Origin of the sequence: Roseibium sediminicola (assembly GCF_023156505.1) — a bacterium.
Taxonomy (GTDB): domain Bacteria; phylum Pseudomonadota; class Alphaproteobacteria; order Rhizobiales; family Stappiaceae; genus Roseibium; species Roseibium sediminicola.
This window is the reverse complement of the sequence record NZ_JALNMJ010000042.1, coordinates 11,582-20,813: the sequence shown is the minus strand read 5'-3', so window position 1 is coordinate 20,813 and position 9,232 is coordinate 11,582. Positions and strand designations below refer to the sequence as shown.

Annotated in this window: 10 protein-coding genes; 6 read left to right on the top strand and 4 right to left on the bottom strand. The window is 59.7% G+C overall.

Annotated features, from left to right (window positions below; genetic code table 11):
* The 6 genes from M0H32_RS28500 to M0H32_RS28475 all read left to right on the top strand — a co-directional run.
* Positions 1-453 (top strand): FCD domain-containing protein (locus M0H32_RS28500; RefSeq protein ID WP_248160091.1); only part of this gene is annotated, 453 nt, incomplete at its 5' end.
* A gap of 255 nt (positions 454-708) precedes the next feature.
* Complete coding sequence (locus M0H32_RS28495) at positions 709-2,004, top strand: hypothetical protein (RefSeq protein ID WP_248160090.1); 1,296 nt, start codon at positions 709-711, stop codon at positions 2,002-2,004.
* A complete protein-coding gene (locus M0H32_RS28490) occupies positions 2,001-2,357 on the top strand; it encodes an antitoxin Xre/MbcA/ParS toxin-binding domain-containing protein (protein ID WP_248160089.1) in 357 nt (118 codons plus the stop codon). The genes M0H32_RS28495 and M0H32_RS28490 overlap by 4 nt, the downstream gene beginning before the upstream one ends.
* Positions 2,358-2,900, top strand: coding sequence for an RES family NAD+ phosphorylase (locus M0H32_RS28485; protein ID WP_248160088.1), 543 nt, complete (start codon positions 2,358-2,360; stop codon positions 2,898-2,900).
* Between the two features lie 193 nt (positions 2,901-3,093).
* Positions 3,094-3,744 (top strand): ParA family partition ATPase, encoded by a 651-nt coding sequence (gene parA / locus M0H32_RS28480; protein WP_248160086.1) that lies wholly within the window; start codon positions 3,094-3,096, stop codon positions 3,742-3,744.
* On the top strand, positions 3,741-3,953 hold the full coding sequence (locus M0H32_RS28475; protein WP_248160084.1) for a plasmid partition protein ParG: 213 nt from the start codon (positions 3,741-3,743) through the stop codon (positions 3,951-3,953). Before parA ends, M0H32_RS28475 begins: the two co-directional genes overlap by 4 nt.
* Positions 3,954-3,970: 17 nt before the next feature.
* Here the strand turns inward: M0H32_RS28475 and M0H32_RS28470 are convergent, their stop codons facing one another.
* The 4 genes from M0H32_RS28470 to M0H32_RS28455 form a co-directional block, all read right to left on the bottom strand.
* Entirely contained in the window at positions 3,971-5,056 is a 1,086-nt protein-coding gene (locus tag M0H32_RS28470) for a replication initiator protein A (protein ID WP_248160082.1), read from the bottom strand.
* Between the two features lie 497 nt (positions 5,057-5,553).
* Positions 5,554-6,114: a hypothetical protein gene (locus tag M0H32_RS28465; protein WP_248160080.1), complete on the bottom strand. Its 561-nt coding sequence runs from the start codon at positions 6,112-6,114 to the stop codon at positions 5,554-5,556.
* A 19-nt stretch (positions 6,115-6,133) separates the two neighbouring features.
* The gene (locus M0H32_RS28460; protein ID WP_425607374.1) at positions 6,134-7,753 is read right to left on the bottom strand and encodes a type IV secretory system conjugative DNA transfer family protein; all 1,620 of its coding nucleotides are present in this window, start codon (positions 7,751-7,753) and stop codon (positions 6,134-6,136) included.
* 107 nt (positions 7,754-7,860) lie between these two features.
* Positions 7,861-8,205 carry a hypothetical protein gene (locus M0H32_RS28455; protein WP_248160075.1) on the bottom strand — a complete coding sequence of 115 codons (345 nt, stop codon included), beginning with the start codon at positions 8,203-8,205 and terminating at the stop codon, positions 7,861-7,863.
* Between the last annotated feature and the right edge of the window lie 1,027 nt (positions 8,206-9,232).

The window sequence follows — 9,232 nt, the reverse complement described above, 5'->3', positions numbered from 1 at the left end:
GTCCGAAGGGTCACCAGGGAAGACGTGATCGAAGTCTATGAGCTGCGCACTGTGCTCGAAACACATGCGTTGCGGCGCAACTTTGCACATCTCCGAGATGCCGATCTGCACCGCGCGCGCGCGCTGCTTGAAAATGCGGCAGAAGATGAGCGCTATGCATTCATCGGATCATCGAACAAGGAATTTCATGCGGTATTTTATGCGCTCGACCACGCCTCGTTGACGGCCGAGCTTATCAGCCGTTGCTTCGGCAGCATTACGCCCTCATGGATGCAGTTTATCCGAGAACAGCCAGACAAGGCCAAGAAGTATGACGAAGAGTCCACACTGCATCACTGGGAGCTGCTGCACTCTTGCGAGAACGGCTCGATAGATGACGCGACGACTGTGATCGAACGACACCTCTCTCACGCTTGTGGCGTACTGACAGGATACATCGGCAGCGCTGATTAGGTCGCCGACAGGCCAAGAGACTTCAAAAGCCGTCATTGGCGCAGGCGCTGCGAAATAGCGCTTCGTCCCGCAGAGCGGCCTTCCCTGCCCTACCCTTTAATCTAATTCCTGCCTACTCAATCACTCAATTGAGTAGGCATTGTGGTTCTGCTTCTTAAGAATGGACAGCGAGCCGTAGCGGCAAGTATGGCATAAAATTTCATTGGTAGACATCCGTGAAACTTTTTTGTAAGCTGACCTGCGAAGGAGTCTGCCATGTCCAATGTCGTCCACCTGCATCGACCGCCGCCGCAGATCGCTCACTATCTGCGCATTGGCTACAGAGAACATGTTCTAGGCGACCGCATGCGCGCCGAGGGCCGGTTTGCCGAGCAAGGTTTCGTCTTCGACGCCTGCCACGTCGAGGCGCAAGCTGACCTCATCCAAGACCTTCGCGGCGAGAGACGCCAACTTATTCTAGATACGAACATCGCCGAGCAGAGTGTAGTCGGCCGTTTCTCCGGGACCGTCGCCAATGCGCCCTGGGCGCGCAAGGACAACCCGCTTGAGGCAGAGGATTTTCAGGCCGGTACGAACCGCAGTGTTCTAGAGCCAATCGCGCGGTTCACGGTTGCTAAGGGTTTCCACACCGTTCTGAGCCCTGCTCACTATCTAGGCGGAAATCAGTTCTACTGGTTTGACGTCGATTGCCGCAGCTGTGAAGCGCTTCGGGACGCCCTGGACCGTGAAGGCGGACAGCACATCGGAATCAACTATGCGCTGATCCTGGACAACGCTCAGATCAAGGATGCGGAGCTGGTTAAGAGGATCGTAGGGGCGCTTCGGGGGTTGCCGATTGCAGCAGTTTGGCTGCGAGTTGCGGGGTTTGGCGCAGATGCTACCGGTGCCGGTATCGACAAAATGGCGCGGGCAGTGCTGCAATTCCATGAGTTGGGTATCCCCATCATCATGGATCGCCTCGGGGGCCAGACAGCCTTGGCGCTATCCTCCGTAGGCGTGACCAGCGGCTACACGAACGGCATGAAGGGCAAGGACGGCTTCCAAACAGGAGGCTGGCTCAAGCCACGCGGCGGTGGTGGTGGTGGCAATGACCGCGCTGTGTTTGTCTCTGGTCTGGATCGCCGCGTGACAGTCAAAGAAATGAAGGCGCTCTTTGACGCTTCGGCAACTGCCCGCTCTGTTTATGGATGCCGTGACACCGGTTGTTGCAGCAGCATCGACGCCATGTTGCGAGAACCAGAAGCGCACTATCTGCGTGAACAGCAAAGGACCTTGGCTGACCTTGGGCAAGTGCCCGAAGCGCGCCGTCCCGACTACTATCTAGACAATCACCTTGATGCCATGCGGCTGAAAGCTGAACGCTCTGCCCGGCTCAAGAAAGCACCTGAAGACTTCACCAAGAAAGCTGAAAAAGCGACACTTAGGCTCACAAGAATGAAAACTGCACTCGAAAGAACCTTTCAAAACATAGGACAAATCCCCTTCGCGCCCGAAGCAACCGTTCCATCTTCTGTAGCTGCTCCGGGTATTGCCTCCAGGAACAGACCATGAGTGCCGTTGCCCAGAGGACAACAGCTGTCTCACGAATGGTCGGCGAGCTACGTCAGCTCGGCGGCTTGAAGAACGTCGATCTGGCAAACATCGTCGGTGTATCGCCGCCCACCGTGCATCGTTGGAGCAAGGGCCAAGGCTCCCCCACCATCGAGAAGCAGCAGGTAATCGCTGAACTTCGATGGGTCGCTGAACGTCTTTCTGATTTCTATGAACCAGACGAAGCGCGCCTATGGCTGCAAACCGGGCATCCTCAGCTGGACGGAGAAAAACCTTACGACCTAATCAATGAAGACCGAACGGCCGAGGTTCTTGAAATCATCGACCGCCTTGAAAGTGGGGTCTTCCTCTAAATGTCTGCCAGACGGTCGAGCCATGACGTCGCTCTGCTCGACGCTTTGAGTGAACTGCCAGAGGTTCCCTTTGCGGGAGACCTCTGGCGCGTCGTCAACGGTGTAAGATCGCCGCTTGACGGATCGAAGGGTGCCGGCCGCTGGAATGTGCGAGAGAGCGAAGTGCTCTACTGCGCTTTGGAGAAAGACGGAGCGCTGTCCGAGATTTACTTCCACATCAATCGGCAGCAGTCAGTCTTTCCGAGCCGTTTGACTTCCACGGTTCACAGACTGGAGGCGACATTTGACCGGACGCTCGATCTCACTGATCGCCAACTTTTGTCTCGGCTTGGTGTTGACCTCAACCGCTATACAGAAATCCTCTATGACCAGACTCAGAAGATCGGGGAAGCGGTGAACTTCTTGGGGTTCGAGGCTATGCTTGTTCCGAACGCACGGCACGAAAGCACCAACTTGGTAGTTTTTCCCCAGAACTGCGATCTTGACGAGATCAGCCTAGCCGAGGCAGCTGACGTAGATTGGAACGCTTGGCGAAACGCGTAGGTGGTGATCCAGCGCACTGCTAGTCTGAGGTCTTAACACCATACCCTGCCCTCAGCTTTGCCGTCTGGCCACTCAATCACTCATTTGAGTAACAGTTGCGGTTTTGCCGATAATCCTAGCGGCAGTCCATAACAATTGAAATCACTCAAAAGCCCATCTACACTTTTGAGTAAACACACAAATGAGGCAGAGCATGAGTATCCTTTCCGTCCTGAATCCCAAGGGTGGCAGTGGCAAGACCACCATCAGCACCAACCTCGCCAGATCGCTTCACGAGCGCGGCCACACCGTCCTGATCGTGGACAGCGACCCACAAGGCAGTGCCCGCGACTGGCACGCTGCCAGCGAGGACAATCCTATCGAGCTGGTGGCGCTCGACCGTCCCAACAACGTCAAGACGCTCACCAGCATGGCTGCGAACTACGACTATGTGGTGATCGACGGTGCAGCAAAACTAGAAGACATGATCGCGGCCTGCATCAAGGTCAGCGACTTCGTTCTGATCCCGGTTCAGCCATCGCCCTATGACATCTGGGCGGCATCTGACCTGGTGGATTTCATCAAGGCCCGCCAGGAGGTCACGGACGGATCGCCGAGAGCGGGGTTCGTTGTTTCCAGGATTGTTGAAGGCACCCGGCTTGGCAGCGATGTGAAAACCGCGCTGGATGACTACGCACTTCCGGTCTGTGACACGACGATCACGCAGCGCCAGGTCTATCCGCAGACGGCAGCGGAAGGTCTGACTGTCTTCGACGCCGATAACGCCAAGGCGAGGGCGGAGACCACCGCGCTGACCGACGAGATACTTGCGATGCTCACATCCTCTACACGGGAGGTCGCATGATGGCCCTTTCTGCAAAACGTCCAAGCCGTGGCGATGAAGCCCGCAAGCGCATCCTGCATGAGGTCACGGAGACCAGCGAAAAGAAGAAGCGCCTGAATGCCGAAATCGAGGAAACCTTGTATCGCAAGATCAAGATGCGCGCGGTTGAGGAGGGGCGCTCAATCTCTGATATCACACGCGATCTATGGTCTGAGTATTTGAGCAAGTGAGTGTTTGAGTAAATACACTACCAACCGTTTCGGCCGCGCTTTTTGAACCAGCTTTTGCAGAAGCCAAGGAAGGCAGCGTCAGGGTTCTTTGGCGGTTCTTTCTGTCTGGCAGCGTAGGTCCGCCATTCCCCGACCAGCACCTTGATATCCCATGTGGGGGCCAACTCTCGTGCCCGTTCGAGCGTATCTGGCGAGAGTGGCAGGACGTAGCCGCCAGTCAGCTTATCTTGTTCTGGCCTGGGTGCGTAGCTTTCAAGAAATTCAAGCTTCGGCTTTACCGTGAGGATATCAGCATCGAGCCGGAAGGCATAATCCGGCATGTGGTTGTGTTCTTCGTCCGCCTTGCAGATCGCCCGGACGAGCCGCCGAAACTCCTTATCGGAAGACGTGGAGCCGGTTCTATCTTTCAGCTTGTCCAGGCCACACTTCCATTCTGGTTGTGTCCCGCATTGTTTGCGAGCCAGCTCATACAGACGGCGTTCCAGCGGCTTCCGGAGCTGGAAGTAGCGGCGGTTCAGCGTGAGAACATCGTCACCGGCGATGGCATTGAACACCCAATCGGAGAGCGTGACTTCAAGATCAAGCATTCGGCCGTCGCGAGTCTCCCGAACGATCCGGTAACGGTCGATCAAGCTGAAACCGTCGATCTGTTCAACGCCGCCGGTTGTGATGTTGGTTTCGATCTGGGTGCCTTGGAGGCGCTCCAGAGCGGCCTTGAGCCCCATGTATCCTGTCCCGGCAGTCGGCCGGTTTGTGGCAACCAGCAGATCATAGGCCTTGAAGCGCAAGGTTCTGTGGACTTGCTTCCCATCGTTCAGCGCCGCCATGACTTGAGAGATACAGTAGATCAGCACATCACGATCATGCACAGTCGCAAGCCCGATCATGTTGGGCCGAATCTCAACGTAACTCTTTCCGTCCGTTGCTACATAGCGCCGCTTCTTCGTGTCCGGCTTAGTGGAGAGGGTGAAAATCGGATGCGCCATCGACGCCATGTCACCCTTCGGCGCGGCATCGAAAATGTCGCAAACGAAGAAATCTCCCTGAGCGTGCCGCAAGGGGAGGAGAGGCGTTCGATCCGGCTTCGTAATTTCACCCACCATAGCTGCACTATTCGTAATATCACCCACCAACGCAAGGGCTTCGTAGTATCACCCACCGAACAGCTTTCGTAAGATCACACACCATCTTTCGTAAGATCACACACCGCTTATCGTAATATCACCCACCAGAAGTCGAAAAATGTACTTTTTTCAGTATTTAATTCAGTCTCTTAACCAAGGGCATGATTCGCGTAACACAGACTCTAACACATATATAACACCCGGCCTCGCAGCCTGAGCTGACCCGCTAGGCGCTTGACCTTCGACGCCCCACTACAAAACGCCCCTCCACTTTGCAACGGAAGGGCGCTCGGAGACATCTCCGTTCACGGCCATCGGCGTCCCCGCCTGTGCCGCAGGAACATACTACCATGATATCTTTGTTCCATAAATATCCCGGTGGTGAATGCCCCTTCGGGGCAGAGGAGGCAGAGCCTCCTTGCCGCCTTCGGCGGCCAAGATGCTGAGAAAAGAAGAAGGCGGTCGACCGTTGCGCGTCATTCAACATACCGCACACAGACATTGGTATCCGTGCTTGTCGTGGTCCAGGCAAACCCCACCATCAACTCGCATGTGAACTCGTAGCTGGCGAGGAAGCGGGGCATCGTGACCGTCATCGCCAGAGCCAGAACGAGCGCGCCCAGACCCATCAAAGGCAGGCGGCGTTTGAACCGGTCAAGCTTCTGTTCCCGGTCCCAGAGCTGGCGCTGCGCGGCGGATCGGTCCTGTTCCGCTTCCTTGAGCACTGTCGCGGTGTGGTTCGAGGCCCGGATCAGGCCGCTGGCCACATCGTTCATCCGGTCGATGATCTTGCCGGTGCGATCTTCCAACAGCGTGACGGCGAAGTCCGCGTATTGCTCGGGGTCCGTCTGGTCCCGCGCGGCGAACGCCGCCTGCCGCGCTTCTGTCGCCACTTCCCGGAGCCGGTTCAGCACCTTCGTCTGTTCATCCATCCGGTTCGACTGGCCCGCGAGCAGCGTGGCGATGTCATCGAGGCTCTTGTGGATTTCATCGTCGGAGAGGGCAGGGAACTCGGGCTGGTTTGGTTCTTGCGACATGGCGGCTCCTTTCTGGGGCTCAGGCGGCGTCCTGCGGGACGAAAAGCCCCCGGAACTCGGGATCGGCGTAGTAGCGCAGCTTTTGCGCGAGCGCCGAGGGCTGGCCTTGGACGCGCAGGAGCTGGACGTTCGGCGGCATCTGCATGATTTCATCGGGGGTGAGCAGATCGCGGCCGGTGAGGTGGTTGGAGAAGCTGGGGCCGTCGCCGGGCTTGAAGCTGTCGGTCTGGAACCGCGAGGTTTCCTGGCCGATCATCTGGCTCAGCCATTTCGCCGTCTCGAAGTCGTTCACGCCGAAGACCTGTTGCACCCCGGCATTGGCGATGAAGGTGTTCGCGCGGTCGCCGTAGAGATCGCGGAGCTGGCTCATATCCTGGAGGATCGGCCAGAGCTGCAATCCGTAGCCCGCCATCAGCCCCATGGCGCGTTCCACGGCCTCCAGACGGCCGAGAGCGGCAAACTCGTCCAACAGGAACAGCGTCGGCGTTCTCAGCCGCCCTGTGGCGCTCAGAGGAGCCGTAGAAGCCCCGGACGTGGCAGGGGAGGCGTCAGGGGCCTCTCCAGGCCCAGACAGGGCCGTTGGTGCTCCTGTGGCCGCTTCTGCGTCTCGTGCGATGTCCTGGAGGGCCTGAGAGACCAGAAGGCGCAGCCAGCGACTGTAGGCATCCATCCGGTTGGGCGGCAGGACCAGGAACACGGACGTGATCCGGTGGCGCAGATCGGAGAAGGCGAAGTCCGACTGCGCCAGGCACCGGGCGATCCGGGGGCTGTCGAGGAAATGCGTATGACGCTGCGCGTTCGAGAGGACCGAGGCGGCTTCCCGGTCTGCCTTGCCGAGGAAGCGGTTGGCGGCGCGGGCGATCAACCCGCCCGCCGCGTCGCTGTCCTGCATCAGCTCCAGCAGCGCCTTCAGCCGATCCGGGGGCAGGGTGAGGTATTCCCGGACGGTGGCAAGGGACCGGCGGTCGCGGTCCTCGTGGCAGACGCAGAACATGATCAGCCCGCCAAGGATGGCCTTGGCCTCCTCGTTCCAGTGGGCTTCCGTCACCTGTCCCGGAGGGTCCATCACCAGCGCCTCTGTCAGAGAGGCGGCATCCTCGCCCAGATCGAGACTGTCGGACGTGAGACGGTCGAGCGGGTTGTAGGCGGCGGAGGGCATTCCCGAGACCTCGAACGGATCAAGGACATGGACCGTCCCGAAGCGCCGCCGGGCCTTGCCCGCGATCCGCGCGTTCTCGCCCTTGGGGTCGATCACGATGACGGAGCGCTCCACGGCCAGCAGGTTCGGGATGACGGTGCCGACGCCTTTCCCGGCGCGCGTGGGCGCGAGGGTGATCAGATGCGCGGGACCGTCATAGCGCAGCAGCCGCCCGGTGCCGGGATTGCGGCCGATCAGGAGGCCATCGCCACCCTGGTGTTTCTTCAGCTCCTTGCGGCTGGCGAAGCGGGCCGACCCGTGACTGTCGCCTGTCAGCCCGAAGAAGACATCGGCCCCCGAGCGCATCCGCCAATACTGGAACCCGAAGACCGCGCCGATGAAGATCAGAGGCCCGAAGACGATCCACTGCCAGGCGCTTTCTCCCGGCTCCTGATCAAAGAAGGCGAAGATGAACGGAACAGCAAACAGTGTCCCCAGCATCGCGCCGAAGGCCATCGCTCCGATCATCCACCCGAACATGATGGGGGTGGCGATCACCCGGTAGAAGAACCGCGCCAAGCCACCCATGAAGAGCATGACCGAGCGCATCACCGGGACCCGTCAGGATCAGGGGGCAGGGAATGGGAGCTACCTTCACCAGAAGTGGACACGCCATCACCGCCGGGGGTCGCGCCGTCCCACTCCGCGAAGGCTTTCCGGTCCTGGTCACGGGAGAGGTTGCGGATCAGCCGGTCCACCATCGCGGCCGCCCCGCTGTCCCGTTCCGCGAGGTCGAGCAAAGCACCCCCGAGGATGACCTTGCGCCTGGTGTCGAGCTTGCGCTGTCGCGTGGCTTCCCGGTTGCGCAGGGCCTGAAGCCGGGCCTTGGCCTGGGCATATCGCTTCTCGGCACGGTCCAGCTCGGTTTCGGCCAATTCGGGAATCCTCTTCAAAGAATGCGGATGGTGAGGTATCTCTTGCCAGATCGAGCCTAGGCGCTTACCCGTAGGCCTGTAAAGGACAAGGGCGCACTTATGCAAACTCTCCACCTGCGGTTTCGAGCTTTGCGTGCGATCTCTTTGGGACAAAGCCCCAGCCGATGGCAGACCCGTTCGATGCGATACGCATCGAAATGGGAGACGGCATCGCCTCTCCCAAACCCTCTACGACCAACCTGCGCGGTTGGATGGCGTCCCGCTGCCCGACACCCTGACGGCATCCCGTGCCCCGTGGCCGGGGCTGGATTGCTTGGTGTGTCGCGCTTGCGGGCTGCGCGGATCGTCGGACCTGTCAGTCCCGATCCTTGCCGGGTTTGCCGGTGGCAAACCGCCGATGCGTTCCACCAATCTCCCGCCCACCACAAGGCTGGGGAGATTGGTGGAACGCATCGGCAAGTCCGTGCCTCAACCGCCTCTTGGGCGGCATCGTTCGGACGTAAGCGCCCGCCACTGCCTCAACGCCGCCCAGAGCGACCGGAGCTGGAGCAAGGTCTCAAAGCTCGCCAGGTCGCGGGTTAGGCCGCGCAGGAAGCCGCAGTCTTACTTCCAGAGGAGCTACGGGACGAACGCCCACATTAGCACTTGCGCTGGAAGCGCGACCGTGAGCTACGCAAGGGGGTGCGCCATCCGGCGGCGGCGACACCGCCTCGCGGGCCGCGACGCAAACTAGCAGAAGTGCCTCTCCACCATCGACCGGTAGCGGGATGGGGCGAGGCACTACGTTTGCTAGTAGTGCGCGCGGCAACGACTGGGGCCGGTTACCAGGGCGTAACCGGCAGGCCAGTCGGCAGAAAAAGGGCCTCCGGGCGCGGGGTCTAGCGTCACGCGCAAGCGTGGCGACCCCGGCCTCCCCTTTTCTGTCAGGCTTGCTACGGCGGGTTCTCCGCCAACTCCGTGCCTGAACGGCTACGCAAGGTGGTTAGAGGGGTCGGAACACCACCCGCCCTCTAACCACCTTGCGTAGCCGCCAAACGGTGGCCGT

Excerpts from the sequence above, each read along its gene's own strand:
- M0H32_RS28495 (WP_248160090.1), top strand. The coding sequence starts at position 709 with ATGTCCAATGTCGTCCACCTGCATCGACCGCCGCCGCAGATCGCTCAC.
- M0H32_RS28490 (WP_248160089.1), top strand. The coding sequence starts at position 2,001 with ATGAGTGCCGTTGCCCAGAGGACAACAGCTGTCTCACGAATGGTCGGC.
- M0H32_RS28485 (WP_248160088.1), top strand. The coding sequence starts at position 2,358 with ATGTCTGCCAGACGGTCGAGCCATGACGTCGCTCTGCTCGACGCTTTG.
- parA (WP_248160086.1), top strand. The coding sequence starts at position 3,094 with ATGAGTATCCTTTCCGTCCTGAATCCCAAGGGTGGCAGTGGCAAGACC.
- M0H32_RS28475 (WP_248160084.1), top strand. The coding sequence starts at position 3,741 with ATGATGGCCCTTTCTGCAAAACGTCCAAGCCGTGGCGATGAAGCCCGC.
- M0H32_RS28470 (WP_248160082.1), bottom strand. The coding sequence starts at position 5,056 with ATGGTGGGTGAAATTACGAAGCCGGATCGAACGCCTCTCCTCCCCTTG.
- M0H32_RS28465 (WP_248160080.1), bottom strand. The coding sequence starts at position 6,114 with ATGTCGCAAGAACCAAACCAGCCCGAGTTCCCTGCCCTCTCCGACGAT.
- M0H32_RS28460 (WP_425607374.1), bottom strand. The coding sequence starts at position 7,753 with ATGCTGGGGACACTGTTTGCTGTTCCGTTCATCTTCGCCTTCTTTGAT.